Genomic DNA, 24,884 nt, shown 5'->3' with positions numbered 1-24,884 from the left:
CGCGACGAATCGCCGAGAATCGGGCGGGAGACCTCAAGACAATCATGTCTCGCTGCGCCGGAAAATTGCAGGAGCACGCCTTTTCATGAGCCCAATGTCATGAGCCTTGATCCCGCCCGCTTGCAGAACATGGCCAATGCCATCCGCGCACTGTCCATGGACGCCGTGCAAGCAGCCAATTCAGGTCACCCGGGGATGCCGATGGGCATGGCCGATGTAGCAAGCGTCTTGTGGGCGAAATATCTGAAATTCGACCCGGCGCAGCCGCATTGGCCAGATCGCGATCGCTTTGTGCTCTCCGCCGGTCACGGATCGATGCTGATTTACAGTCTGCTGCACCTGTCTGGCTATGACGCCCCCACGATGAATGACATCCGCAATTTCCGCCAGCTGGGAAGTCCATGCGCGGGACACCCGGAGAATTTCCTCCTCGACGGGGTGGAATGCACCACCGGTCCTTTAGGGCAGGGCCTTGCGATGGCGGTTGGCATGGCCATGGCGGAGCGGCATTTGAACTCAGTCTTCGGAGACGATCTGGTCGATCACCGGACCTGGGTTGTTGCTGGCGATGGCTGCCTTATGGAAGGGATCAACCACGAGGCAATCGGGATCGCCGGGCACTTGAAACTCGGCCGGATGATCGTGCTGTGGGACGATAACAACATCACGATCGACGGCGCCACCGACCTTTCCACCAGCGAAGATATCAAGGCGCGCTACACTGCGACGGGCTGGCACGTTGCCGAGTGCAACGGCCACGATTTTGCTGATATTGAGCGGGCACTTGACGAAGCGGTCGCTGATGGCCGCCCGAGCCTGATCGCTTGCAAGACTGTGATCGGCAAGGGGGCGCCAAACAAGCAAGGCACCAGCGCAACGCATGGCGCACCGCTGGGTGCGGATGAGATCGCCGCCGCGCGCGAAGAACTTGGGTGGAGCGCCGAGCCGTTCGTTGTGCCGGAAGACATCCTCACAGACTGGCGCGCTACCGGTGAACGGGGCCGTGCCGCCTCGGCTGAATGGACCAACCGTCTGACATCGAGCGAACACAAGGCCGAGTTCGAGCGCCGCATGGCGGGCGATCTGCCGCATGGCGATGCAATGAAGGACTACGTCGCTTCGCTGATCGCGGAGCCGGTGAAGGTCGCAACGCGCAAGGCCAGCGAAATGGCGCTGGCTCAGATCAATCCGCGCTTGCCAGACACGATTGGCGGGAGCGCTGACCTGACTGGTTCCAACAACACCAAGGCAGGCGGTATCGAAGCCATGACCGCCGATGATTATTCTGGCCGCTATGTCTATTATGGCATTCGCGAGTTCGGCATGGCGGCGGCGATGAACGGCATGGCGCTGCATGGCGGCGTGATCCCCTATGGCGGCACGTTCCTGGTATTCACTGACTATGCGCGCGGCGCGATCCGACTTTCAGCCCTGCAGCAGACGCGCGTAATCTACGTGATGACGCATGACAGTATTGGCCTTGGCGAAGATGGTCCGACCCACCAGCCGGTCGAGCATCTCGCGTCGCTGCGGGCGATGCCGAACCTTTTGGTGCTGCGTCCGGCCGACGCGGTTGAGACTGCCGAGGCGTGGGAAATCGCGCTCAAGCAGAAAGACCGGCCATCTGTGCTGGCATTGAGCCGTCAGAACCTGCCGCAGATGCGGCTCGAAGATGCGGGCGAGAACCTGTCGGCCAAGGGCGGCTATCGTCTCAGCGCGGCGCAAGCAGAGCGCAAGGTTGTGCTGGTCGCGACCGGCTCGGAACTGCATGTCGCAGCTGAGTGCGCGGCGAAGCTGGAAGAGCAAGGCATTGGCGCAGACGTGGTCTCGATGGTTTGCACGGAGCTGTTCGACGAGCAGTCCTCGGATTACCGTGCAGACGTATTCCCCGCCGATTGCCTGACCGTTTCGATAGAAGCGGGCACGACTTTTGGTTGGGAACGCTACACGGGCCGTGACGGTCTCAACATCGGAATGGATCGTTTTGGGGCATCGGCGCCTGCCGAGCAGCTTTTTGAAAAATTCGGCTTTACTGCGGAGCAGATCGTTCCGCAGATCATCAACAAATTGAACGGATAAGCAGGAGTTCTTTTCATGGCGACTAAGGTTGCAATCAATGGATTTGGCCGCATCGGGCGGCTTGTGGCACGGGCTCTGCTGGAGCGGACCGACCACGATTTTGAGCTGGTCGCAATCAATGACCTCGCCGATACGAAGTCGAATGCGCTGCTGTTCCAGTACGATTCGACCCATGGTCGTTTCCCCGGCAAGGTCGAAACGGGTGACAACACGATCACTGTTGACGGCAAGACCATCGCGGTCACCAGCGAGCGCGATCCGGCCAATTTGCCGCATGGCGAAATGGGTGTCGACATCGTGCTCGAGTGCACCGGCTTCTTTCAGTCCGACGCCGCAGCGCGGCCGCATATCGCAGCGGGCGCAAAGCGTGTTCTCATCTCTGCGCCAGCTTCGGGTGTGTCGAAGACGATTGTCTACGGCGTGAACCACGAGACGCTGACCGCCGAGGACGATGTCATCTCAAATGCGAGCTGCACCACCAACTGCCTTTCGCCGGTGGCCAAGGTGCTGCACGATCTCGTCGGGATCGAGCGCGGCTTCATGACGACGATCCACAGCTATACCAATGACCAGCGCATGCTTGACCAGATGCACTCCGACATGCGCCGTGCGCGCGGCGGGGCGCAAAACATGATCCCGACGACGACGGGTGCTGCGCGCGCGGTTGGCCTGGTGCTGCCGGAACTGGCTGGCAAGCTGGATGGATCCTCTGTCCGCGTGCCGACGCCGAATGTGTCGCTGATCGACCTCGTGTTTACACCGAGCCGCGATACCACAAAGGAAGAACTCAATGCCGCGTTGAAGGCTGCGGCCGAAGGCCCGATGAAGGGCGTTCTCGACTATACCGACCAGCCGCTCGTTTCGAGCGACTTCAATCACCACCCGGCCAGCTCAACCGTCGACAGCCTTGAAACCGCTGTCCTCGAAGGCAAGCTTGCCCGCGTGGTCAGCTGGTATGATAATGAATGGGGCTTTTCCAACCGCATGATCGACACTGCGGGCGTGATGGCGAAGTTCCTTTAAGGACAAACGGCATGGCTGCTTTCAGAACCCTCGACGATCTTGGCGATGTAACCGGCAAGGTCGCGCTCGTGCGTGTCGATTTGAACCTTCCAATGAAGGATGGCTCGGCGAGCGATGTGACGCGGGTGGAGGCAGCCAAGCCGACGATACTTGAGCTGAGCGAGAAGGGGGCGAAGGTCCTGCTGCTTGCTCATTTCGGACGTCCCGGCGGCATGCGTTCTTCTGTGCTGTCCACCAGCATGGTCGTCGGCGATGTCGAAGGCGTGCTGGGCAAGGAACTGATGTTCATCCCCGAGGTCACGGGGCCGGTGGTCGCGCAATCGATCGGCATCCTTCGCAATGGTGATATCGGCCTGCTCGACAACGTGCGGTTCTGGCCGGGGGAAGAAGCCAACGATGCAGACTTCGCCAAGGCGATCGCTGAAAACGGCGACTTCTATGTCAATGACGCTTTCAGCGCCGCACACCGCGCGCACGCGACGACCGAAGGCCTGGCGCATCATCTGCCGGCCTATGCTGGCCGCGCGATGGAAGCTGAGCTCAAGGCGCTTGATGCCGCGCTCGGTTCGCCGCAGCAGCCGGTGGCGGCGGTGGTTGGCGGCGCCAAGGTCTCGACCAAGCTCGCTGTGCTCGAAAACCTTGTCGGACGCGTGCAGCACCTCATCATCGGGGGAGGGATGGCAAACACCTTCCTCGCCGCGCGCGGGGTCGATGTCGGCAAGTCGCTTTGCGAGCATGATCTAACGGACACCGCCAACCGGATCATGGACGAAGCCGACCACGCGGGTTGCACTGTACATCTGCCCTATGACGTTGTGGTGGCTAAGGAATTTACGGCGAACCCCGCGAGCTTGCGCACCTGCAATGTCCACGAAGTGGCCGAAGACGAGATGATCCTCGATGTTGGGCCAAGCGCAGTCGAAGCGCTGGCTGACGTTCTCAAGACCTGCCGCACGCTTGTCTGGAACGGACCGATGGGCGCATTCGAGACCGAGCCTTTCGATGCGGCGACAGTGGCGCTGGCAAGGACTGCTGCGGCTCTGACTCAGGAAGGCTCGTTGGTATCGGTGGCCGGCGGGGGTGATACAGTGGCAGCGCTTGCTCATGCAGGCGTAAAGGATGACTTCACTTTCGTTTCGACCGCTGGTGGTGCGTTTCTCGAATGGATGGAAGGCCGCGAGTTGCCGGGCGTCGCCGCACTTTCGAAATGAGCGAAACAGGATACGGCAAATCAGTCCGCTGCGAGGAAGGCGAATTTGCGGGCTGGTATTACTGGACTCACGATCCGTACGAGCGCGCGGCGGGGGGCCCATTCTACATGCAGCGACAGGACGATGGCAGCTATGTGAGCGCCTTCCGCGCCAAGGAATGCCACATGAACGGCGCTGGCTTCATGCATGGCGGGTGCCTTCTGACCTTTGCCGATTATGCCCTGTTTGTGATCGCGACGGATCACCTCAGGGATCAACTGGCCGTTACCATGAACCTTTCAGGCGACTTCCTCAGCTCGGTCCAAGAGGGCGCGCTGGTCGAAGCCCGCGGAGAAGTTACGCGCGGCGGGGGCAAGACCTTGTTTGTGCGAGGGCTGGTCACAGCCGATGGCGAGCCGGCGCTCAGCTTTACCGGGATTATCCGCAAGGTCGGACCACGAACAACGTGACCCAAATCGCGCCAACACTTGGAAAAGTGGCGTTATAGGGCGGCTTAGCGGTTGCCGGTTCGGGTCAGTCTGGCTACATCGCCGCTCGATGCAATCGTATGCATTGAATTCGCAATTACAGGGGCAAGCTCGCCATGAATTTCGACCAGATGACCGCCAAGATCGCAACCGGCCAGGGGTTTATCGCCGCGCTCGACCAATCGGGCGGATCGACGCCGAAGGCGCTGCGCGGTTACGGCGTTGAAGACAGTGAGTGGAATGGCGATGAGGAGATGTTCGCGCGGATCCATGAAATGCGTGCCCGCGTGATCACTTCGCCGAGCTTTGCGAACGGCAAGGTGATCGGCGCAATCCTGTTCGAAAGGACCATGGACGGCGAAGTTGGTGGCCAGTCGACGGCAGATGCCTTGAAGGCGCGTGGCGTCGTACCCTTTATCAAGGTCGACCAAGGGCTCGCCGACGAGCAAGAAGGCGTACAATTGATGAAGCCGCTCGACAAGCTGCCCGCACTGCTGGAGAAATCCGTTGCCAAGGGCATGTTCGGCACGAAAATGCGTTCGGTCATCAAGTCGGCGAACCCGGAAGGGATCGCGGCGATCGTCGCGCAGCAGTTTGAAGTCGGCAACCAGATTGCGGATGCTGGCCTCGTCCCCATGCTTGAGCCGGAATATGACATCACAGCGACAGATCGCGCCGAGGGCGAGAAGATCCTGTTGGCTGAGATCCTGAAAGGGCTCGATGCTCTTCCAGAAGGCCGCAAGGTCATGCTCAAGCTGTCGTTTCCGGTGGAGCAGGGTCTTTATACCCCCGCTATCAACCATCCCAACGTGCTGCGGGTCGTGGCGCTGTCGGGCGGTTATTCGACTGACGAGGCGTGCGAGCATCTCGCCAGGAACCCGGGCATGATTGCAAGTTTCAGCCGCGGCCTGCTGCAGGACCTGCGCAAACAGCAGTCGGATGCAGAATTCGATGCAGCGCTGGGCGGTGCGATCGACAAGATCTGCGAAGCGTCGGTCGCCGGCTAGGGCTGCTCGAAAAGCCGGAAAAGGGATTAGCCGTTCGGCTGGAACTCCAAGTCCAGCCGGTAGCGCTTCAGCCGGATCGCGCCCTTGCTGCTCGCGGGGGTGGTTGTGCCTGTCAAAGTGAGCGTTCCACCATCAAGCCGGAGCGGCTGTCCCATGGCGAGCGCCACTTCGCGATCCTGCCCGCGGTAATGGACAACCGCGGCGACAACCAAACGGTTGTCGTCAAAGCAGAATCGCTCGCTCGCACAGCGCGAATCTTCGATAATTCCAAAGCTTGTCACTGCGAGTTCATCCGTCAACTGAACGCGTTCAAAGATCGCGGTGCTGTCGGCGACGACCGGTGCAGAGGCATTGGCGATGGCGAGTAATGCGCCGGATAGTGCGAGATAGGGCATGGCAGACTCCCTTGGACTTCATATGCCTCTTACCATGGTTGCCAGAATCCTAACGAAAAGCCTTTCGATTGTCCCATAGAGGCACGATTTTGAGTGCTTGGCGCGGATAGAAGCGGGCGCTATCAGGCGCTGCCATGAGCGACATCGTGATCCCGACCCAGCTTTACCTGATCTCTCCGCTGGATGTGTCCGGCGACTTTCCCAAGCGGCTTGAGAACGCGCTGCAAGCGGGGAAAGGAGTCGTGACGGCTTTCCAGTTCCGCGTGAAGGGTCTGGGTCAGCACGAAGCCGCGAGCCTGGCAGAGCCCTTGCAAGCGATTTGCGCTGCGTATGACGTCGCCTTCATCGTCAATGACAGCGTGGCGCTTGCGAAGCGCTTGAAAGCTGATGGCGTGCATCTGGGGCAGGACGATGGTTCACTTAGGGAAGCACGCGAAGAGCTGGGCAGAGAGGCTCAGATCGGAGTAACCTGCCATGCGTCCAAGCATTTGGCGATGGAGGCGGGTGAGGCAGGCGCGGACTACGTTGCGTTCGGCGCGTTCTTTGACAGCTCAACCAAGGATAAGGGCGACGCTGAGCGGCCAACACCTGAAATCCTAGATTGGTGGTCTCGTGTGTTCGAGATCCCATGCGTCGCAATTGGCGGGATCACGCCGGTTAATTGCCGTCCGCTGATTGAAGCAGGGGCTGATTTCCTTGCCGTTTCGGGAGCAGTGTGGAATGGCGATGAGGCAGAGGCTGTCAAGGCCTTCAGTGATGTGATCGCCGGAACTCCTCGCCCCGAACGCTAGGCCGGCTCAGCTGCCCCGGCGTACGCACAGCAGCCGGGTCTCATTTCCTGCCGCATCGATCTTGCGGAGTCGGTTCTCGCCCTTGCGGATATAGCGATCGCCCTTCTTCGGGCCGCGGGTAAACGTGAAGACATCGCCCTTCAGAAGATAGGTCCCGCGTCCTTCGGCGTTACGGTAGCGCGACGCGCCGCTGAGCCGAAAGTCTTCTGCTTCCGCGCGCTCGACAGCTTCGCCCGCCGCTGAGCCTGGATAGCCGCATTGATATGTCCCGTGCGGCATTGTGCGCAGCATGCCGCCATCCTGAGCGAAGGCAGGCGCGGCGAATGCCAGCAGGCTCGCCCAGATGATGGCAGGCAGATGCTTCATGAGGCAGGGGGGTAGCATGTCACCGTCCCTATCTCCAGCTAGCTTGCGCTACGCTTTACGTGAAGGCAGCGACAAGCTAAGGGCGCTGGCGACAGCAGCAAAGGCTGCGTTCCTCACACATTTCAAGGCGTATTCTCATGAAGATCAGCGGCGTCGATATTCGCCCCGGCAATATCCTCGAATATGAAGGCGGCATCTGGAAAGTTGCCAAAATCCAGCACACTCAGCCCGGTAAGGGCGGGGCCTACATGCAGGTCGAAATGAAGAATCTGCAGGATGGCCGCAAGACCAATGTCCGCTTTCGCAGTGCGGATACGGTTGAGAAGGTGCGTCTCGACACGCAGGAATACCAGTTCCTTTATGAAGACGGCGATATGCTGGTGTTCATGGACAACAACACCTACGAGCAGATCAACCTGCCATCGGACTTGCTCGGCGATGCGCGCCCGTTTCTGCAGGACGGCATGGAGGTGAAGCTCGAGCTGTGGGAAGAAAAGCCGATCAGCGTTGAATTGCCGTCGCAGATCGAAGCGACCATCGTTGAAGCCGATGCTGTGGTGAAGGGACAAACCGCCTCGTCCAGTTACAAGCCTGCCGTGCTCGACAATGGCGTTCGGATCATGGTCCCCCCACACATCGAAAGCGGTACGCGCATCGTGGTCGATGTGTATGAGCAGAGCTACGTCGGGAAGGCTAGCTAATGTATAAGTCGACTTCTCGGAACCAGCAGAAAGCTGCTGGCCGAGTTGTCAGTAGGCGGTTTATAATTCGAAATTATCTGGGTAAGCGCCAAGCTCGCGCATTCTTCTTCCCGGTTATCTTCCATGCCGCCCAGAACAGTCTTGAATTGAGCCAAGTTCAAAAGATGCCTTATTGGCTGATAGCCGAAGTCGCTCGGCTGGGCATTGTCGATTGGCTTGAACGAAACATCAAAGACCAAAGGCCGGACACGATCGCGCGCCTTCGAAGGTCGTTGAGGGATGAAAGAATCATCCCAAAGAAAAAGCTTAGGAAGAAGAAATAGATGTCGATGTATTCCGGCCTCATTCGCGTCATGGAAAAGGCAGCCCGCAAGGCAGGTGGCCGTTTGCGGCGTGACTTTGGCGAAGTCGAGCATCTGCAGGTCAGCCGCAAAGGCCCTGCAGACTTCGTGTCCAAGGCCGATATGCGGGCTGAACGCGCAATATATGATGAGCTGCTCCATGCGCGGCCCGACTGGGGATTTGTGCTGGAAGAGGCCGGGATTATCGAAGGCGATCCGGCCAAGCCTCGCTGGATTATCGACCCATTGGATGGGACCAGCAACTTCCTCCATGGCATTCCGCATTTCGCGATCAGCATTGCCGTGCAGGAGCCCAAGCCGGACGGTTCGGGCTGGGGCGAAGTCACGGCCGGGGTAGTTTACCAGCCGATCAACGACGAGACCTTCTGGGCGGAGAAATCGCGCGGTGCATGGTTGCAGGATGCCAGATTGCGGGTCTCGTCACGCTCACGTCTGTCCGACGCGCTCATCGCAACCGGTATTCCCTTTCAAGGCGCGGGTGATCCCGCTGAATGGATGAAGATATACTCTGCGATTGGGCCGGAAGTCGCCGGGATCCGCAGGTTCGGGGCGGCCTCGCTCGATCTCGCGTGGCTTGCGGCGGGCCGCTACGATGGCTTCTGGGAAAGCGGGCTTTCCGATTGGGACACTGCGGCGGGCTGTTTGCTCGTGCGCGAAGCGGGCGGTTTCGTCAGCGATTATCGCGGGCGCAGCGAACCGATCCACGCAAAACAGGTACTGGCTGCGAATGACACGCTGCATTCCCGCCTGCATAAATTGCTGGTCGGCGCGCTGAAGGCTTGAAGCCCGCGGCAAGTGCGGCTATCCGCGCCTTCCGCTTGCAGTGCCCCTGTGGTGGAATTGGTAGACGCGCTCGACTCAAAATCGAGTTCCTTACGGAGTGCCCGTTCGAGTCGGGCCAGGGGCACCAAACTCCCGATACCTTCGGTCCGACCGCGAGATGGCGATACCGCTTGAGCGGAATTCGCTTGTAATTCTGCGCGAGCTTTGGGATTCGCTGCTTCCAAGCATGATTGAAATGCCATCCCTTCACGCAATCGCAGCCATGGCGGTGACGATCTGGATGTTCGTCGCCTTTGCGCGCGGCCGCATGTCGATCGAGATCGTCTCTTTGCTGACCATCGCGGTGATTGCGGTCGGCCTCTATTTCTTCCCGCTGGAAGGCAGCAAGACCTTTGACGGATTGGAGCTCGCCTTCGGAGGGTTCGGTCACCCGGCGCTGATCACGATCTGCGCGCTTATGGTGATGGGCAGAGGACTTGTGGTGACAGGCGCACTTGAACCGGCGGCGCGCTTCTTGGGACGCATGTTTCAGATCAACTTGCAATTGGGGTTGCTGATTTCGCTGCTGATCGCCTTTGTCTTTTCCATGTTCATCAACAACACACCGGTTCTGGTGCTGATGATCCCGATCTTTGCCGCGCTTGCGCACCGCGGCGCAATGGCGTCTTCAAAAACCTTGATGCCGCTCAATGCTGCGTCGCTGCTCGGCGGACTGTCGACAACCATCGGCACCTCGACCAATATCCTCGTAGTCTCGATCGCGGTCGATCTTGGAATGCGCCAAATGGGAGTGTTCGACTTTACGCCGATCGTGTTGATGGCATCGCTTGTCGCATTGCCATACATCTGGCTGGTGATGCCGCGGATGTTGAAGGACAACAGGGTAGCGTCAGAGCATGAAAATCGCCGTTTTCACACCCGGCTTCGGATCGGGGGCGATAGCGAGCTGATCGGGCAGGAATTTGCTGCGATCATGCACAAGCTGCCAGGCGACATAAAATTCCACGACCAAAGCAAGGGGCCGGTCCAGCCGCAGCAGCGGCTCCATATTTCAGGCACGCATGAGGGGCTGGAGGATGCGGTTCGTGTCCTCAAGGGCGAGCTCGCCCCGAGCTGGGTCCTCGACCGGATACGGCGTGAATCCTCGGCCAAGGGACAGGATATCGTTGCAGTCGAAATGACCGTGACGGCTGACTCACGCCTTATCAACCGGACCTTGCCAACGTCGGGTATTGCCGACCTTTATGGCGTGGCTGTGCTCGGCATTCACCGGCCGGACCGGCTCATGGGTGAGAAGGACCAATACAGCGAGGGAGGCGACCTCCGCATCAAGGAAGGCGATGTGCTGCTTGTCATGGGTCTGCCGGCGGAACTTGAGAAGTTTTCTCGCAGCGACAGCCTCCTGATGCTTGAGGGCGCGCGCGAATTGCCACGCAAGTCAAAAGCGCTGCTTTCCGCAGTCATCATGGGCGTTGCCGTTTTCACTGCATCCATCGGCGTTTTCCCGATTGCGATCTCGGCGCTCGCCGGAGCGATCCTGATGTTTGTGACCGGCTGCGTGAAATTCGACCGCGTAGGGAGAGCCTTGTCCGGGCAAGTGATTGTGCTGATTGCGGCCAGCATCGCGCTTGGACGGATCATTCTTGAAAGCGGGGCTGCTGGCTGGCTTGGCACCGTCCTGTCTGCTGGGCTGCAATTCCTGCCGCCTGCGGGCGTCATCGCCGCCATCATGTTGTTTGTGACAGTGCTGACGAACTTCGCTTCCAATGCGACGGCTGCGACAGTCGGAACCCCGATTGCCTTCGCGATTGCCGCGCAGTTGGGAATGCCTGCCGAACCGCTGGTGCTGGCCGTGCTGTTCGGTTGCAACCTGTGTTATGCGACGCCAATTGCCTATCAGACCAACATGTTGATCATGTCCGAAGGCAGCTACAACTTTGCTGACTATGTGCGTACCGGCGTGCCCCTGGTGCTCATCATGGTGACGACCTTGTCGTTCCTGCTGGCGGTGACCTACGGAATGTAGGCTGCGCCTTTTGCGCCTGCGCGGTCATGGCATCCGATGGCGCGCGCTGTAGGAAGAGCGGTAAAGCCAGCTTTCCTACTCTGACCTCATCTGGCACCGATGACACATGTCTTTTCCATTAATATCCAGTGGTTTGAGCGGTTCGGAAGTCGAAATCCAGCATCAGGATTCTTTGCCCCCTGGACTGTGTAACATGCTTATCCAACATGGTCTTGGGTAAGCGGTGCTGGACCACACAAACAATGACGGCCGCCAGAGCCTTGGGGTTGCTCTGACGGCCGTGCTCTCCTCCCCAGGAGAACTGGTTGTGGCGGTGCCTCGCTTACCCGTAATTGCCGAGGCGGTGGTGAAGCGCGTTGATCTTGGCCAGCTCTTCGCGGTCTTCCGTTGCCTTTGCATGGCTTTCCAGCGCACGCCGCAGCAGTTTGAAATCTGCGGTCGAAAGCAATGCGCGTGCCCGGCCTGGTTCTCTAGCGGTTGTTTCTTCAGTCATAATCACTCTCCATGGCTGCTCTCTAGACGACTGTTGCGGTCAGGGTTGGTTCCCGGTGAGGCCATTGGACTTCACCGGGTTCCTCTCCGATTGTCAGGCAGCCTTAATCTGGTTCCGATGAGGTGCCGTCAAGCAGCCTCGAACTGGTTCATGGTGTTGTCCTTGCCGCCCGCCTTGAGGGCTGCTTCACCAGCGAAGTACTCCTTGTGATCATCGCCGATGTCACTGCCGGCCATGTTCTGGTGCTTCACGCAGGCAATACCCTGGCGGATTTCCTCGCGCTGGACGTTCTTGACGTAGCCCAGCATGGCCTGCTCACCGAAGTATTCCTTGGCAAGGTTGTCCGTGCTCAGCGCAGCCGTGTGATAGGTCGGCAGCGTGATCAGGTGGTGGAAGATGCCTGCCCGGCGGGCCGCATCGGCCTGGAAGGTACGGATCTTTTCGTCAGCGGTCTGGGCCAGCTCAGTGCTGTCGTAATCTGCGCTCATCAGCAGATCGCGGTCGTAAGCAGACAGATCGCGGCCTTCCGCCGCCCATGCGTCATAGACCTGTTGACGGAAGTTCAGCGTCCAGTTGAACGAAGGCGAGTTGTTGTAAACCAGCTTCGCGTTCGGGACGACTTCACGGATACGGTCCACCATGCCGGCGATCTGCTCGACATGTGGCTTCTCAGTTTCGATCCAGAGCAGGTCTGCGCCGTTCTGGAGCGAGGTGATGCAATCGAGCACACAGCGGTCTTCACCCGTGCCAGCGCGGAACTGGTAAAGGTTGGACGGCAGGCGCTTGGGCGCCATCAGCTTGCCATCGCGGCTTATGAAGACCTGACCATTGGTGATGCTCGACGGATCGACTTCCTCGCAATCGAGGAAGCTGTTGTACTGGTCGCCCAGATCGCCCGGCTCCTTGGAGTAAGCGATCTGCTTCGTCAGGCCAGCGCCGAGCGAGTCGGTACGGGCAACGATGATGCCATCGTCAACGCCGAGTTCGAGGAAGGCATGGCGGCAGGCGCGGATCTTCTGCAGGAAGTCCTCGTGCGGCACGGTAACCTTGCCGTCCTGGTGGCCGCACTGCTTTTCGTCCGAGACCTGGTTTTCGATCTGGAGCGCGCAGGCGCCTGCTTCGATCATCTTCTTGGCGAGCAAGTACGTTGCTTCAGCATTGCCAAAGCCCGCATCGATGTCGGCGATAATCGGAACGACATGGGTTTCATGTTCGTCGATCTTGCGGATCAGGCGGTGAGTGTTCACTGCATCGCCTTCAGCCTTGGCCTTGTCGAGTTCGCGGAACAACCCGCCAAGCTCGCGCGCATCGGCTTGTTTGAGGAATGTGTAGAGCTCTCCGATCAGCGCGGGAACGCTGGTCTTCTCGTGCATCGACTGGTCCGGCAGCGGGCCGAACTCGCTGCGCAGGGCTGCAACCATCCAGCCGGACAGGTAAAGGTAGCGCTGCTTCGTCGTGCCGAAGTGCTTCTTGATGGAAATCATCTTCTGCTGCGCGATGAAACCGTGCCAGCAGCCGAGCGACTGCGTGTAGTTTGCAGGGTCCGCATCATAGGCTTCCATATCGGCGCGCATGATCTTCGCGGTGTACTTCGCGATGTCGAGGCCGGTCGGGAAACGGTTCTGGATCGCCATGCGTGCAGCGCTTTCGGGATCGATTGCGCCCCAGCTCGGGCCATTGCCTGCGATGGTCTCGCGGAGTTTCTGGACGGTTGCAGTGTAAGTCATTGTCATATTCTCCTGTCAGGGCGGGGAGGCGCCCTTTGCCCGCCCGAGATGGCGGATCGACACTTGATTCGACAGAAAATTCACAAAAAAACTTGTCTCATTGCGGTTTGAGTGCGAAAAACAACTGTGAAGGTGTAAAAATAATTACAAAAATGGTGTAGCACGCTTGTGCGGCACACCGCGCGATCAGGAGCACGAGATGTCTGACGGTTCGGTCTTCGCAGGTCCAGCCATCCGCCGCCTGCGCAAGCGCAAGGGTCTCACGCAGGCCTCGATGGCGAGCGCGCTCGGGATATCACCAAGCTATCTCAACCTGATCGAACGCAACCAGCGACCGCTTTCTGCGCGCGTCCTTGTGCAAGTCATCGAGCAGTTCGAGTTTGATCCCCGTACCCTGCGGCAGGACGAAACGATTGGCGGGCTCGATGGCCTCGCCCGGCGGCTCAATGACGAGCGCTTTGCAGATCTTGGCATCGACCGCGAGGAGATCGATGAATTCCTCTCGACCGCTCCCCAGGTCGCTGCGGCCTTTGTGAGGCTCTATGACAATGCTGCGCCAGAGCCCTCCGGGGTCAACTCTTCGCTGGCTGCCTCGCGCCGCGAGATCGAGCGTTGGCAAGGACATTTTGCGGATCTTGACGCCGAGGCGGAGAAGCTCGCCGATGAATTGCGGCTTTCGCGCGGTGATATTGGTGACGCCTTGACCGAGCGCCTGCGCGAGCGCCACCAATTGTCGGTTCGCATTCTGCCGCTTGATGTAATGCCGGAGGCAATGAGGCGGCTCGATCTTCACGCGCGGCAATTGCAACTGTCCGAAATGCTCGATCGCTCCTCGCGCAGTTTCCAGATCGCCTTGCAGATCGCTCAACTCGAGCAGCGCCAGGCGATTACCAATCTGGTCGCAGGATCAAAGCTCACCGACGATGCATCGCGCCAATTGTTCGAACACCATCTCTACAGCTATGTCGCTGCGGCCATTCTGATGCCTTACAGCCGCTTCCTAAGAGCATGCGACCAGACCGGCTACGACATCACCGTGTTGCAGCGGCGCTTTGGCGTCGGCTTTGAACAGGTCGCGCACCGCCTTACGACGCTGCAGCGCGTGGGCCAGCGCGGCTTGCCGTTCTTCATGGTGCGGATCGACAAGGCCGGCCAGTTTTCGAAGCGCTTTTCGGGTGCAAGCGGTGCGACCTGGCTTGAAGGCGATACGAGTTGCCCGCTTTGGATTCCGCATGAGGCATTTGAGCGGCGCGGACAATTGTGTGTCCAGAATGTGAAAGTCGACGGCGCAGACGCGGGACCTTCGCATTGGTTCACTATGGCGCGCACGGTCGAAGCCATTGGCGCGGGTACGAAGGCGAGCTTCGTGATCGTCCTCGGCCTGGAAGCCCGGCTCGCCGGAAGTCTCGCTGCTGCACAAGGTGTGCGCCTTGATCAGGATGCGGCGCAAACCATCGGTCAGGGCTGCGCGCGCTGTTTTGTCCAGACCTGTCGACAGCGCTCGCTTCCGCCGCGCGGCGCGGCCTTGCGGATCGACCGGATCAGGCGCGGCGTTACGCCGTTTGCATTCGGTGAGCCTCGCCAAGCGGGTTCGTAACCCGATTTTTACCCTGGAAATTCCTAAAAATCATCTAGTTAGGAAAGGGTGTAAAGTTTACCGACAGGTAACTTCTCTCCTTTAATTTCTGCATCTGTCATGTTTGGTGAAACCTTCCTGATCGGCCTCAGCTTTGCTGGCTATTTTGCCGGCGCGATCATCTGCGCTGTTGGCGCCGTAGTGGTGCTGCAGCGCGGCGACCGTGCGCGCCCCGACCGTCAGGCTCAGATTGCAAACCTGGCGCTGCTCGCTTTGTGGAGCGCGCTGGCGGCGACTGCGGGTGCGTTCTCCGCCTACGCGCTTGTAACCGAGACCAGCCGCATTCTTGTGACGATCTGGCTGCTGCTGCGGCTGTTTGCAAATGACGGGCGCGATGAGAGCATGGGTCTGGTCAAACCGGTCGTGGCAGCGCTCGTTTTCGTCGAATTGCTGCAACCGCTGTTGTTGCTGGTCGCTATCGCGGGCGACAACGATGCGATGGTTTTCCAGATCGCCATGGCGATGCGGATGCTGGGTGCGATGGGCGCGCTTGTCTTGCTCCACAACCTCTATTCAGGCGCTGCGGGATCTTCGCGCCTGTTGCTTCGCTCCAGTGCGATTGCTCTTGCGTGCCTTTGGGCGTTCGATCTCAACTATCACATGCTGGCCTGGCTCGGCGCGCAGCCTCCTGCGCTCCTGAGCGCATTGCGAGGGTTCGCCATCGCGATGATTGCGATCCCGTTGACGCTCGGTGCCAGCCATTCGGCGACGCAGCTCGAATTCCGACCGAGCCGAAAAGCCACTTTCCAGTCACTCTCTTTGCTGATTGTCGGCTTTTACATCGTTTCCATGCTGGTAATCGCACATTCGCTTGATAGCGTTGGCGGCGACCTCAGCCGGTTTACGCAAGTCGCCTTCCTTGTTGTTGCAAGCCTCGCTGCTCTGTTGTGGCTCCCATCGCAAAGGTTGCGTTCGTGGTTGCATGTCACCGTCGCCAAGCACCTGTTCGCGCACCGCTACGATTATCGCGAGGAGTGGCTTCGTTTCACCAAGACGATCAGCCGCCCATCCGACAGTAATGCGACCCTGCACGAACGAGCGGTCAAGGCGCTCGCTGACATAACTGACAGCAATTCCGGCCTATTGCTTGCCCCCAACGAGGACGCGCAACTGGAGCTCGTGGCGCGCTGGCAGTGGGGCACGATCGAAGTTCCGGCAATCGCTGCGTCCTATCAGCTGGCAGGCCTGCTTGAAGAGCACACTTACATCCTCAATCTGGATGAGCTGCGTGCCGGTATCGATCGCCATGGCGAGGCCCAGCATGTCCCCGAATGGCTGATTACGAATAACGATGCATGGGCAGTCGTGCCGCTGCTGCATTACGACCGACTGGTGGGAGCGGTCGTCCTGGCGCGGCCGTCAACACAGCGACCGATTGACTGGGAGGATCTCGACTTGCTGCGCGTCGCCGGCCAGCAGCTTGCCAGCTATCTGGCTGAGCAATCCGGTCAGGAAGCGCTGATGGAAGCCTCGCGCTTTGACGAATTCAACCGCCGTATCGCTTTCGTCATGCACGACATCAAGAATTTGGCGAGCCAGTTGAGCCTGCTCGCCCGCAATGCCGAAAGGCATGCGGACAACCCTGAATTTCGTGCTGACATGCTTGTCACGCTCAAGAACAGTTCTGACAAGCTCAACGCGCTCATCGCCCGACTCTCGCGCTATGGTTCGGGCCAGTTGGCTGGAATTGAACCTGTCGACCTGGCGCTGCTTGTGGGCAAGGTTGCCGAGCGTTTCAAACACGGGCATGCCGTGGAGCTTGTGCGCCAGGACGAATGCGAAGTGCTGTGCGATCCCGAGGCCCTGGAGCAGGCCCTGATTCATCTGGTGCAGAACGCTGTCGACGCAAGCGACGCTGCCAAGCCTGTGTTCCTCGATGTGACCAATGACGGGATGTTCGGCCGGGTTGAGATCATCGATAGCGGAAAAGGCATGACTCCCGGTTTCGTGCGCAACGGCCTGTTCAAGCCATTCGTCTCTTCCAAGGATGGTGGATTTGGCATCGGTGCATTCGAAGCGCGCGAACTGGTGCGCACGATGGGCGGGCAGATGGAAGTCGAATCGCGCGAAGGGCTTGGCACGCGCTTCTGCGTCAAACTGCCCAAATTCAACACTGAGCGGCTGAGCTCAACCAGTGATCCAGATTTACAAAGTGAGGTGGCGTGATGGCCGACAAGAAACCGGTCCTGCTGGTAGTGGAAGACGATGAAGGTCTGCAGGCCCAGCTGAAATGGGCGTATGAAGACTTTGAAGTCGTGATCACAGGTGATCGCGAGAGTGCACTTGCAGCCTTGCGCCAATATGAGCCCGCGGTTGTAACGCTGGACCTGGGACTGCCGCCTGATCCGGACGGGACGACGGAAGGCTTTGCCGTGCTTGATGCGATCATGGCGCTGAAACCGGATACGAAAGTCGTGGTTGCCTCAGGCCATGGCGCGCGCGAAAGCACGCTTCAGGCGATCGAGCGCGGCGCCTACGATTTTTACCAAAAGCCGGTCGATATTGACGCGCTGGGCCTGATCGTGCGTCGCGCGCATAATCTACATCAGATCGAAGCCGAGAATCGGCGTCTCACCGCCAAGGCCGGCGAAGACAGCAAGGTTCTGGGCCGCTTGATAACCGATGCACCCGAAATGGTGCAGGTTGCTCGCACGATTGAGCGAGTTGCGAAGACCAAGGTTTCGGTGATGCTGCTGGGAGCCAGCGGCACGGGCAAGGAACTGCTCGCACAAGGCTTGCATGATGCGAGCGACCGCAAACACGGTCCGTTTGTAGCGATCAACTGCGCGGCTATCCCAGAGAACCTGCTGGAAAGCGAGCTGTTCGGTCACGAAAAGGGCGCTTTCACAGGAGCAGTGAAGACTACGGAAGGCAAAATCGAAAGTGCGCATGGCGGTACGCTGTTCCTCGATGAGGTTGGCGACATTCCCCTTGCGCTCCAGGTAAAGCTCCTGCGTTTCCTGCAGGAGCGAACGATCGAGCGGATCGGGGGGCGCAAGGAAATCGCGGTTGATACGCGCATCGTATGCGCGACGCACCAGAACCTCGAAGCGATGATCCTCGACGGCGGTTTTCGCGAAGATCTTTATTATCGTCTTGCCGAAATCGTTGTGAAAATTCCGACACTGGCTGAGCGGCATGGCGATGCGACCTTGCTCGCCAAAGCATTTCTCAAACGCTTTGCGAACGAGATGAATCCGTCGGTGCAGGGCTTTGCCGCTGACGCGCTTGCGGCAATTGATGGGCACGCCTGGCCGGGCAATGTGCGTGAGCTGGAAAACCGGGTAAAACGCGCGGTGATCATGGCTGATGGCAAGCTCGTATCTGCGGGGGATCTGGACCTGCAGGAAAGCGCCGAGGGCCGGGACGATGTGCTCAACATCAAGGTGGCTCGTGAGGAGGCAGACCGCAGGGTGATCCGGCATGCCCTAGCGCGAAGCGAAGGCAACATCTCGAACACAGCCAAAATGCTCGGGATCAGTCGCCCAACGCTATATGACTTGCTGAAGCAGTACGATCTACAGGCCTGACCAGCAGTCGGGGTATCTCGACAAGTGACGCGGTGCAGGGCAGGGAGAAGACACTGATGTCTCAGCGTCTTGCCATGTTTGCCGATCCGATGATTGCGGTGTTGCTGGTCGCAACGCTTGCGGGCTTTCTTTTGCCTGCGAGCGGCGGGGCTCGCGAGCCCGCCCAGCTGATTACGAGCCTTGCGATCTTCGTCCTGTTCCTCGTCAATGGAATGCGCGTCGCGCGGGCAGAGATTGTCACCGGTTTTGTAAAGTGGCACTTCTTCGTACCACTGCTGCTGTTCGTGTTCGGCGCGATGGCGCTGATGGGACTGGGTTTTGCACGCCTCGCGGCAGCAGTCCTGCCACCCATGGTGGCAATCGGCTTTCTCTATCTCGGCACGCTGCCATCCACGATCCAGTCGGCGATTTCCTATACCACTCTTGCTGAAGGCAATGTTGCCTTGTCAGTTATCGGCGCCGCGCTGATCAACATTGTCGGCGTATTCGTGACAGCACCGATATTCGCGGCGCTGGGCGGGGGCGCAATGGCGCAGATCGGGAGCGATGCAATTATCCGCATTGGGCTCATCCTGATCCTCCCCTTCGCGATTGGGCAGGCAGTGCAGGGATGGACGCGTCAATGGGTGATCGAGCGCAAGGCGAAGATCGTTTGGCTCGACCGGATTGTGATCGGGATTGCGGTTTATGTCGCGTTTTCTGGCGCGGTAGAGCAAGGATTGTTGAGCATGTTCGGCGCTGCCGAATGGAGCGCTTTGCTTGGCCTGGTTCTCGCATTCCTACTTGTAGCGAAACTTGCGGCTTGGATCGCGAGCGCGACGCTGGGTTTCGCGCTCCCTGACCGCAAGGCCTTTCTGTTCGCCGCCTCGCAGAAGAGCGTGGCAATCGGCGCGCCGCTCGCTGCGATCCTGTTTGCACCCGAGATTGCGGGCTTTGTGATCGCGCCGCTCTTGCTCTATCACCTGCTGCAACTCATTATTGCCGCGCCGCTGGCTAGCCTGCTTGCTCTCCAGCAAGATTGATCTCTTCTTTGCCAAATTTGCGATTGTGCCGGACTGACCACCACAGGCTCAGCCCGATCAGAATGGCACCGATCAGCCCGGTAATGGTCTCTGGAATATGGACCTTGGCTGAGATGAGCATGATAACTCCCAGCACGATGATCGCCCAGAACGCGCCGTGCTCGAGGTAGCGATACTGCGCCAGTGTACCTGTTTGTACGAGATGAATGGTGATGGAGCGAACGAAGATCGCGCCAACCGAGAGACCAAGCGCGATAATGACCATATTGTTGGAAAGAGCGAACGCGCCGATCACCCCGTCGAAGCTGAAGCTTGCATCCAGGACTTCGAGATACAGAAACCCGCCAAGCCCTGACCGCACGATCTCGCCGGCGGCCTTCTTGCGTGCCTCGCGCTGCTCGATGATTGCCCCCAAGGCATGGACACCGATAAATGTGACGAGCCCGAGGATACCAGCAGTCAGGAAAGTGAGCGCGTCTTCGGGTGAAAGCAGCGTTGAGACACCGTAGATAAGGCTCAGCACGAGGCCGATCTCCACCGCGGGTACAGTCGAGAACTTATTGATGGTCCGCTCGAGTACCCCGATCCAGTGGACGTCCTTGTCTTCTTCGAAGAAGAACGTCAGGCCAACCATAGCGAGGAACGCGCCGCCAAAACCGGCAATCCCAATGTGCGCGCCGGATACAATCCGTTCATATTCCTCAGGATCGTTGAGCGAGAGGTTGATGGCTTCAAGGGGGCCAACGCTGGCAGCGATCGAAACAATCGCGATCGGAAAGATGATCCGCATACCGAACACGGCGATCAGAATGCCCCAGGTCAGGAACCGGCGCTGCCAGACAGGGTCCATCTCACGCAGGACCGTGGCATTGACTACTGCATTGTCAAAGCTCAGCGAGACTTCGAGGATCGAAAGAACAACGACAATCCAAAGTATGCCGAGAGTGGCCGTGACCGATCCGGTACTCGCCCAGCCATACCACCCCGCCAGAATGAAACAGGCGAGTGTGAACAGCAGTGAGAATTTGTAATAGCGCAGAAGCGTCTGCATGAGCGTGATCCCATCCCTCTAGCGCGAGGGAGCTAGGGGAGTGCGGCGCTTGGCGCAAGCGACAGGATTATTTCTTGGGCTGGTAAGTCTGTTCTTCGCCAGGAAATGCGCGTGAGCGGACTTCCTCAGCATAGGTTGCAACAGTCTTTTCAATGATGGCCGCAATCTCTTCGTAGCGCTTCACGAAACGTGGCACGCGTTCGAACATGCCCAGCATGTCTTCGGTGACGAGGACCTGCCCGTCGCACTGTGCCGACGCTCCAATACCAATGGTGGGGCAGGAGACGGCCTTTGTTGCTTCGATTGCGATGGGCTCGACCACCCCTTCGATCACGATCGCAAAGGCTCCTGCTTCATCGAGTGCTTTGGCATCGTTCACGATCTTGTCTGCTTCTGCGTCGGAGCGTCCGCGTGCCGCATAGCCGCCAAGCACGTTGACCGCCTGAGGAGTGAGGCCAACATGGCCCATCACCGGAATACCGCGCTGGTTAAGGAACGCGACGGTTTCCGCCATCGCTTCACCGCCTTCCAGCTTCACTGCCGCCGCGCCGCTGTCCTTGAGCAGCCGCGCTGCGCTTTCGAAGGCTTGCTCTTTAGAGGCTTCATAGGCTCCGAACGGCATGTCGACCACGACGACAGAGTGGTACGATCCGCGCACGACAGCTGCAGCGTGGTTCGCCATCATATCCAGAGTCACCGGAACCGTCGAAGGCAGGCCGTAAATCACCTGTCCGAGCGAATCCCCGACCAACAGCAGGTCACAATGCGCGTCGAGCAATTGCGCCTGCCGCGCGGTGTAGGCGGTGAGCATGACCAAAGGCTCTTCCGTCACACCATCCTGCTTGCGCGCCCGGATCCTCGGGACAGTCAGGCGGCGAACCGGCGAAGGCGTAGGGTTTGCACGGCTGGTCGATGTGTCGAGTTGAAAAGTCGTAGACATGACGCGCTTTTAGCCGAGCGGGGGATTCGCGCAAATGTTCGCTCGACTATGCGTATGTTTCACGGCATCAAGACCGCTCACATACGTCCAGGAAAGACGAAAGAGGATTGGAAGTCATGGCAGGTACGGTAGCGGCGGTCGAAGGTCGCGACGGATGGTCATCACGCACAGCGTTTGTCCTTGCGGCGATAGGTTCAGCAGTCGGATTAGGCAACCTTGTCCGGTTCCCGGCAGAGGCGGGCGCCAATGGCGGGGGCGCGTTCGTGCTGTTCTATATCTTCTGCATTGTTCTGATCGGCTTGCCGGTCCTGCTTTCCGAGACCCTGATCGGACGTCACGGACAGGCTGCAGCGCCAGAAAGCTATCGCAAGATGGCAGAGGAGTCAGGCGCTTCCAAACAATGGGAGCTTGTCGCCTCGCTTGGCGTGTTGTCGGCCTTTCTGATCCTGAGCTTCTACTGCGTCCTGGGCGGCTGGGTGCTCTATTACATCGGTGCATTCGCCGGCGATGTGCTGAGTTCCGGCGCAACAAGCCCTGCCTTTGCAGGTTCGACTTTTGAGGAAGTGGAGGGGCTTTTCCCGGCGATGATTGCCAACGGGCCGGTGACTGTCGGTCTCAACATTCTGTTCCTTGCCATAACTCTGTTCTTCGTCATCCGGGGCGTTTCGGGCGGGATAGAGAAGGTCGCGGTGTACCTGATGCCGATCTTCTTCATCCTGCTGATCGGGATTACGGTTTATGGCTTGTTCGGCGGTGCGATGAACGAAACGCTGGCCTATCTGTTTACGTTCGAGCCTGAGAAGCTAACCGCCGAGGTTATGCTGGCTGCGGTAGGCCAGGCGTTCTTTTCGCTGTCTCTGGGCGTCGCGGGAATGGTTACTTACGGGGCCTATGTTGGCCGCGATGTGAACCTTGCCAAGACCTCGAGCATTATTGCTGGCGCAGACACGGGCGTGGCACTGATTGCCGGGCTTTGCATTTTTCCGATCGTCTTTGCCGCGGGTCTTGCCCCCAATGGCGGTTTGGGACTGATGTTCCAGACGTTGCCGCATGCCTTTCAGGAGATCCCTTTCGGGACTCTCATTGGGCTTGCCTTTTTTGTCATGGTGGCCTTTGCGGCGCTGACCAGTTCGGTTGGTCTGATGGAAGTGCCTTCTGCCTGGGTGATGGAACGCTTCAACTTTCCGCGTTCGGTGGCTGTGCCTGTCGTAACGGTTGGCGCAGCTGCGCTGGGGGCCTTGTCAGCGCTGTCGACGGGGATGTTGTCAGGGTTCCATCCCTTGGGTTTCATCCCCTTGTTCGAAGGCATGGGGATGCTGGACACCCTTGATACGCTCACAGGCAAGATCACTATGCCGATCTGTGCGCTTCTGACGGCGGTCTTTGTCGGCTGGATTGCGGAAAAGCGCCTGATTGATTCGGAGAACGGACTTTCGGGCGGGTTGCACCGGTTCTGGTTGTTCCTGGTTCGCTGGCTTTGCCCGGTTGCACTGACTGCGATCCTACTGTTCGGCCTGTTCGGATAAGGCATAAATCAAATTTCGTTTCGCAGGCGCGCAAACAGGCCTATTGATTATCCATGACTGGCTGAGCGGGGAGGGCTCGCTTCGGGTCATTGGAAATCCGTAAGATGTTGCTTGATCGGATCAAGCCGCTCGATGCCATTCTGGCGACGGCGGAGAAGAAGTCGCTACACCGTACACTCGGTGCATTCCAGTTGATGCTCTTCGGTATCGGTTGCATTATTGGCACCGGCATCTTTGTCCTTACTGCCGCCGGCGCTCAGAAGGCCGGGCCGGGCCTGATGCTGGCCTTCGTTATCGCTGGGGCTGTCTGTGTCGTTGCAGCGCTCTGCTATGCAGAGGTCGCCGCCATGATCCCTGTGGCGGGGTCCGCCTACACCTACAGCTATGCCACCATGGGTGAATTCCTCGCCTGGACAGTAGGTTGGGCGCTGATTCTAGAATATGCGATTGCGGCAGCCGCAGTCTCGGTCGGCTGGTCCGGCTATTTCGCTGGGACCGTCCTCAACGAGTTCATGGGGCTCTACCTGCCGCAATGGCTCGCCGCTGGCCCGCTGGCCTTGGGCGGAGAACCTGGAGGTTTCATCAACCTTCCCGCGTTCGTTATCGCATTGCTAGTGACCTGGTTGCTGATGATCGGCACCAGCGAGAGCGCGAAGGTCAATGCAGTGCTGGTCGCGATCAAGGTCACGGCGCTGACCGTCTTTATCGGGCTTACGCTGACGAGCGCCTATTTCGATCCCGACAGGTTCAATCCGTTTCTTCCTGCCGGCATTTTCGGCGGTTTCGGGACTGGTCTGGGCGCGGTTGGAGCTGCGGCGACGATCTTTTTTGCCTATGTCGGTTTCGACGCCGTCTCGACTGCGGCGGAGGAGACCAAGAACCCGCAGCGCAATGTCCCGATCGGGCTGGTCGGTTCGTTGCTGTTCTGCACGGTGTTTTACATCCTTGTGGCAGCAGGCGCCATCGGTACCATTGGCGGGCAGCCCATCATGGGACCGAATGGCATTCCGTTCCCCGCCGGGTCAGAGCAGTTGGCGGTTCAGTGCGCTATGCCGCAATATGCAGGCGCGCTGGTCTGTTCAGACGAGGCGCTGGCGCATGTCCTGCGGCAGATCGGGTTTTCCGGGATTGGCAACATGCTTGGCATTGCCGCGTTCCTTGCCTTGCCTTCGGTTATCCTGGTTCTGTTGTTTGCGCAGACGCGCATCTTCTTTGTCATGAGCCGTGACGGCCTGCTTCCAGAGGGGCTGTCAAAGGTACATCCCAAGTGGAAGACGCCCTATATCGTGACCGCCATCACCGGTGTGATAGTGGCGGTTGGAGCCGCCTTCTTCCCGGTCGGCCAACTCGCTGATATTGCCAATGCAGGAACGCTTTATGCGTTCATGATGGTGGCAATTGCAGTGATGTTGTTGCGGCGCAGCGATCCGGATCGCAAGCGGGATTTCCGCACACCGATGCTGTGGTTTGTCGGACCCGCGACAGTGTTCGGCTGTGTGTTCCTGTTCCTCAATCTGCCGGTCGAAGCGATGCTTGTGCTTCCGGTCTGGACGGGGATCGGGTTCCTTGTCTATTTCGGCTACAGCCGTCGTAACAGTCACCTGGGCAAGGGAATTGTCGAGGTGGTTGACGATATCGAAGGGCAGGAATTCGCAGTGCCGATCGATACTCCTGGCAGTCACCGTAACTAGCAATCTGGATGCAAAAAAGGCCGCTCCAAGCGGAGCGGCCTTTGGCGACCCGTGCTG

At 59.2% G+C, this 24,884-nt stretch carries 21 protein-coding genes and 1 tRNA gene; 16 read left to right on the top strand and 6 right to left on the bottom strand.

Annotated elements, in window-relative coordinates:
• The first annotated feature begins 99 nt into the window (after positions 1-99).
• The 5 genes from tkt (at position 100) to ACG9DO_RS12355 (ending at position 5,787) form a co-directional block, all read left to right on the top strand.
• On the top strand, positions 100-2,079 hold the full coding sequence (gene tkt / locus ACG9DO_RS12375) for a transketolase (RefSeq protein ID WP_394728367.1): 1,980 nt from the start codon (positions 100-102) through the stop codon (positions 2,077-2,079).
• A 15-nt stretch (positions 2,080-2,094) separates the two neighbouring features.
• Positions 2,095-3,102 carry a type I glyceraldehyde-3-phosphate dehydrogenase gene (gene gap, locus ACG9DO_RS12370; protein WP_394728365.1) on the top strand — a complete coding sequence of 336 codons (1,008 nt, stop codon included), beginning with the start codon at positions 2,095-2,097 and terminating at the stop codon, positions 3,100-3,102.
• A gap of 11 nt (positions 3,103-3,113) precedes the next feature.
• Entirely contained in the window at positions 3,114-4,313 is a 1,200-nt protein-coding gene (locus ACG9DO_RS12365; RefSeq protein ID WP_394728363.1) for a phosphoglycerate kinase, read from the top strand.
• Entirely contained in the window at positions 4,310-4,762 is a 453-nt protein-coding gene (locus ACG9DO_RS12360) for a PaaI family thioesterase (protein WP_394728361.1), read from the top strand. The genes ACG9DO_RS12365 and ACG9DO_RS12360 overlap by 4 nt, the downstream gene beginning before the upstream one ends.
• Before the next feature lie 134 nt (positions 4,763-4,896).
• Complete coding sequence (locus tag ACG9DO_RS12355) at positions 4,897-5,787, top strand: fructose bisphosphate aldolase (RefSeq protein WP_394728359.1); 891 nt, start codon at positions 4,897-4,899, stop codon at positions 5,785-5,787.
• Between the two features lie 26 nt (positions 5,788-5,813).
• On the opposite strand, the gene ACG9DO_RS12350 is transcribed toward ACG9DO_RS12355, so the two are convergent.
• Positions 5,814-6,182, bottom strand: a complete 369-nt coding sequence (locus ACG9DO_RS12350) for a hypothetical protein (RefSeq protein ID WP_394728358.1) — start codon at positions 6,180-6,182, stop codon at positions 5,814-5,816.
• 134 nt (positions 6,183-6,316) lie between these two features.
• On the opposite strand from ACG9DO_RS12350, the gene thiE reads away from it, so the two are divergent.
• On the top strand, positions 6,317-6,973 hold the full coding sequence (thiE, locus tag ACG9DO_RS12345) for a thiamine phosphate synthase (protein WP_394728356.1): 657 nt from the start codon (positions 6,317-6,319) through the stop codon (positions 6,971-6,973).
• Between the two features lie 6 nt (positions 6,974-6,979).
• On the opposite strand, the gene ACG9DO_RS12340 is transcribed toward thiE, so the two are convergent.
• Positions 6,980-7,339 carry an elongation factor P gene (locus ACG9DO_RS12340; RefSeq protein ID WP_394728354.1) on the bottom strand — a complete coding sequence of 120 codons (360 nt, stop codon included), beginning with the start codon at positions 7,337-7,339 and terminating at the stop codon, positions 6,980-6,982.
• 137 nt (positions 7,340-7,476) lie between these two features.
• Here ACG9DO_RS12340 and efp point away from each other — a divergent pair, with 137 nt between their 5' ends.
• From efp to ACG9DO_RS12320, 4 genes are all read left to right on the top strand, one after another.
• On the top strand, positions 7,477-8,040 hold the full coding sequence (gene efp / locus ACG9DO_RS12335) for an elongation factor P (RefSeq protein WP_394728352.1): 564 nt from the start codon (positions 7,477-7,479) through the stop codon (positions 8,038-8,040).
• A gap of 323 nt (positions 8,041-8,363) precedes the next feature.
• A complete protein-coding gene (locus tag ACG9DO_RS12330; protein ID WP_394728350.1) occupies positions 8,364-9,185 on the top strand; it encodes an inositol monophosphatase family protein in 822 nt (273 codons plus the stop codon).
• A 42-nt stretch (positions 9,186-9,227) separates the two neighbouring features.
• A tRNA-Leu gene (locus tag ACG9DO_RS12325) sits at positions 9,228-9,312 on the top strand.
• 108 nt (positions 9,313-9,420) lie between these two features.
• Positions 9,421-11,211 carry an SLC13 family permease gene (locus ACG9DO_RS12320; RefSeq protein WP_394728348.1) on the top strand — a complete coding sequence of 597 codons (1,791 nt, stop codon included), beginning with the start codon at positions 9,421-9,423 and terminating at the stop codon, positions 11,209-11,211.
• A 322-nt stretch (positions 11,212-11,533) separates the two neighbouring features.
• Here the strand turns inward: ACG9DO_RS12320 and ACG9DO_RS12315 are convergent, their stop codons facing one another.
• A complete protein-coding gene (locus ACG9DO_RS12315) occupies positions 11,534-11,704 on the bottom strand; it encodes a hypothetical protein (protein WP_176272013.1) in 171 nt (56 codons plus the stop codon).
• 128 nt (positions 11,705-11,832) lie between these two features.
• Positions 11,833-13,431: an isocitrate lyase gene (locus ACG9DO_RS12310; protein WP_394728346.1), complete on the bottom strand. Its 1,599-nt coding sequence runs from the start codon at positions 13,429-13,431 to the stop codon at positions 11,833-11,835.
• A gap of 199 nt (positions 13,432-13,630) precedes the next feature.
• Between ACG9DO_RS12310 and ACG9DO_RS12305 the strand changes: the two genes are divergently transcribed.
• The 4 genes from ACG9DO_RS12305 to ACG9DO_RS12290 all read left to right on the top strand — a co-directional run bounded on the left by ACG9DO_RS12305 (position 13,631) and on the right by ACG9DO_RS12290 (position 19,619).
• Positions 13,631-15,028 carry a short-chain fatty acyl-CoA regulator family protein gene (locus ACG9DO_RS12305; RefSeq protein WP_394728344.1) on the top strand — a complete coding sequence of 466 codons (1,398 nt, stop codon included), beginning with the start codon at positions 13,631-13,633 and terminating at the stop codon, positions 15,026-15,028.
• A gap of 99 nt (positions 15,029-15,127) precedes the next feature.
• Complete coding sequence (gene prsK / locus ACG9DO_RS12300) at positions 15,128-17,233, top strand: XrtA/PEP-CTERM system histidine kinase PrsK (protein WP_394728342.1); 2,106 nt, start codon at positions 15,128-15,130, stop codon at positions 17,231-17,233.
• A complete protein-coding gene (gene prsR, locus ACG9DO_RS12295; protein ID WP_394728340.1) occupies positions 17,233-18,597 on the top strand; it encodes a PEP-CTERM-box response regulator transcription factor in 1,365 nt (454 codons plus the stop codon). Before prsK ends, prsR begins: the two co-directional genes overlap by 1 nt.
• 56 nt (positions 18,598-18,653) lie before the next feature.
• The gene (locus tag ACG9DO_RS12290) at positions 18,654-19,619 is read left to right on the top strand and encodes a bile acid:sodium symporter (protein ID WP_394728338.1); all 966 of its coding nucleotides are present in this window, start codon (positions 18,654-18,656) and stop codon (positions 19,617-19,619) included.
• On the opposite strand, the gene ACG9DO_RS12285 is transcribed toward ACG9DO_RS12290, so the two are convergent.
• Positions 19,591-20,670 carry a DUF475 domain-containing protein gene (locus tag ACG9DO_RS12285; RefSeq protein ID WP_394728336.1) on the bottom strand — a complete coding sequence of 360 codons (1,080 nt, stop codon included), beginning with the start codon at positions 20,668-20,670 and terminating at the stop codon, positions 19,591-19,593. The two genes, ACG9DO_RS12290 and ACG9DO_RS12285, sit on opposite strands and share 29 nt — an antisense overlap.
• Positions 20,671-20,737: 67 nt before the next feature.
• On the bottom strand, positions 20,738-21,610 hold the full coding sequence (gene panB, locus ACG9DO_RS12280; RefSeq protein ID WP_394728334.1) for a 3-methyl-2-oxobutanoate hydroxymethyltransferase: 873 nt from the start codon (positions 21,608-21,610) through the stop codon (positions 20,738-20,740).
• A gap of 116 nt (positions 21,611-21,726) precedes the next feature.
• Here panB and ACG9DO_RS12275 point away from each other — a divergent pair, with 116 nt between their 5' ends.
• A complete protein-coding gene (locus ACG9DO_RS12275; protein WP_394728332.1) occupies positions 21,727-23,136 on the top strand; it encodes a sodium-dependent transporter in 1,410 nt (469 codons plus the stop codon).
• 104 nt (positions 23,137-23,240) lie between these two features.
• The gene (locus ACG9DO_RS12270) at positions 23,241-24,827 is read left to right on the top strand and encodes an amino acid permease (RefSeq protein ID WP_394731269.1); all 1,587 of its coding nucleotides are present in this window, start codon (positions 23,241-23,243) and stop codon (positions 24,825-24,827) included.
• Positions 24,828-24,884: the final 57 nt, after the last annotated feature.

The sequence above is a fragment of the Altererythrobacter sp. GH1-8 genome (genome assembly GCF_043702085.1).
Taxonomy (GTDB): Bacteria; Pseudomonadota; Alphaproteobacteria; order Sphingomonadales; family Sphingomonadaceae; genus Erythrobacter.
This window is presented reverse-complemented; position numbering and strand designations above follow the sequence as displayed.

Excerpts from the sequence above, each read along its gene's own strand:
- tkt (WP_394728367.1), top strand. The coding sequence starts at position 100 with ATGAGCCTTGATCCCGCCCGCTTGCAGAACATGGCCAATGCCATCCGC.
- gap (WP_394728365.1), top strand. The coding sequence starts at position 2,095 with ATGGCGACTAAGGTTGCAATCAATGGATTTGGCCGCATCGGGCGGCTT.
- ACG9DO_RS12365 (WP_394728363.1), top strand. The coding sequence starts at position 3,114 with ATGGCTGCTTTCAGAACCCTCGACGATCTTGGCGATGTAACCGGCAAG.
- ACG9DO_RS12360 (WP_394728361.1), top strand. The coding sequence starts at position 4,310 with ATGAGCGAAACAGGATACGGCAAATCAGTCCGCTGCGAGGAAGGCGAA.
- ACG9DO_RS12355 (WP_394728359.1), top strand. The coding sequence starts at position 4,897 with ATGAATTTCGACCAGATGACCGCCAAGATCGCAACCGGCCAGGGGTTT.
- ACG9DO_RS12350 (WP_394728358.1), bottom strand. The coding sequence starts at position 6,182 with ATGCCCTATCTCGCACTATCCGGCGCATTACTCGCCATCGCCAATGCC.
- thiE (WP_394728356.1), top strand. The coding sequence starts at position 6,317 with ATGAGCGACATCGTGATCCCGACCCAGCTTTACCTGATCTCTCCGCTG.
- ACG9DO_RS12340 (WP_394728354.1), bottom strand. The coding sequence starts at position 7,339 with ATGAAGCATCTGCCTGCCATCATCTGGGCGAGCCTGCTGGCATTCGCC.
- efp (WP_394728352.1), top strand. The coding sequence starts at position 7,477 with ATGAAGATCAGCGGCGTCGATATTCGCCCCGGCAATATCCTCGAATAT.
- ACG9DO_RS12330 (WP_394728350.1), top strand. The coding sequence starts at position 8,364 with ATGTCGATGTATTCCGGCCTCATTCGCGTCATGGAAAAGGCAGCCCGC.
- ACG9DO_RS12320 (WP_394728348.1), top strand. The coding sequence starts at position 9,421 with ATGCCATCCCTTCACGCAATCGCAGCCATGGCGGTGACGATCTGGATG.
- ACG9DO_RS12315 (WP_176272013.1), bottom strand. The coding sequence starts at position 11,704 with ATGACTGAAGAAACAACCGCTAGAGAACCAGGCCGGGCACGCGCATTG.
- ACG9DO_RS12310 (WP_394728346.1), bottom strand. The coding sequence starts at position 13,431 with ATGACTTACACTGCAACCGTCCAGAAACTCCGCGAGACCATCGCAGGC.
- ACG9DO_RS12305 (WP_394728344.1), top strand. The coding sequence starts at position 13,631 with ATGTCTGACGGTTCGGTCTTCGCAGGTCCAGCCATCCGCCGCCTGCGC.
- prsK (WP_394728342.1), top strand. The coding sequence starts at position 15,128 with ATGTTTGGTGAAACCTTCCTGATCGGCCTCAGCTTTGCTGGCTATTTT.
- prsR (WP_394728340.1), top strand. The coding sequence starts at position 17,233 with ATGGCCGACAAGAAACCGGTCCTGCTGGTAGTGGAAGACGATGAAGGT.
- ACG9DO_RS12290 (WP_394728338.1), top strand. The coding sequence starts at position 18,654 with ATGTCTCAGCGTCTTGCCATGTTTGCCGATCCGATGATTGCGGTGTTG.
- ACG9DO_RS12285 (WP_394728336.1), bottom strand. The coding sequence starts at position 20,670 with ATGCAGACGCTTCTGCGCTATTACAAATTCTCACTGCTGTTCACACTC.
- panB (WP_394728334.1), bottom strand. The coding sequence starts at position 21,610 with ATGTCTACGACTTTTCAACTCGACACATCGACCAGCCGTGCAAACCCT.
- ACG9DO_RS12275 (WP_394728332.1), top strand. The coding sequence starts at position 21,727 with ATGGCAGGTACGGTAGCGGCGGTCGAAGGTCGCGACGGATGGTCATCA.
- ACG9DO_RS12270 (WP_394731269.1), top strand. The coding sequence starts at position 23,241 with ATGTTGCTTGATCGGATCAAGCCGCTCGATGCCATTCTGGCGACGGCG.